The 247-nt window shown below is 59.5% G+C and carries 1 pseudogene; it reads left to right on the top strand.

Going from position 1 to position 247, the window contains the following annotated elements:
- Positions 1-247 (top strand): annotated as a pseudogene (gene actP / locus GPT33_RS16670) (cation acetate symporter); the annotation flags it as partial.

Genomic DNA, 247 nt, shown 5'->3' with positions numbered 1-247 from the left:
GTACCGCTTCGGTCAGACCCAGATCCGCACCATGGCGGCCATCTCTTCGTTGGTCGTTGTCGCGTTCTACCTGATCGCTCAGATGGTCGGCGCGGGCAAGCTGATTCAGTTGCTGTTCGGGTTGGACTACTGGATCGCAGTCGTTTCCGTCGGACTTCTGATGATGACCTACGTCATCTTCGGCGGCATGACCGCCACGACCTGGGTACAGATCATCAAGGCCGTCTTGCTGCTCTCGGGCGCGACC

Source organism: Thiocapsa sp., from assembly GCF_011390875.1.
Lineage (GTDB): Bacteria > Pseudomonadota > Gammaproteobacteria > Chromatiales > Chromatiaceae > Thiocapsa.
Note: the sequence above shows the minus strand (reverse complement) of the source record. Positions and strands in the feature narration are given on the sequence as shown.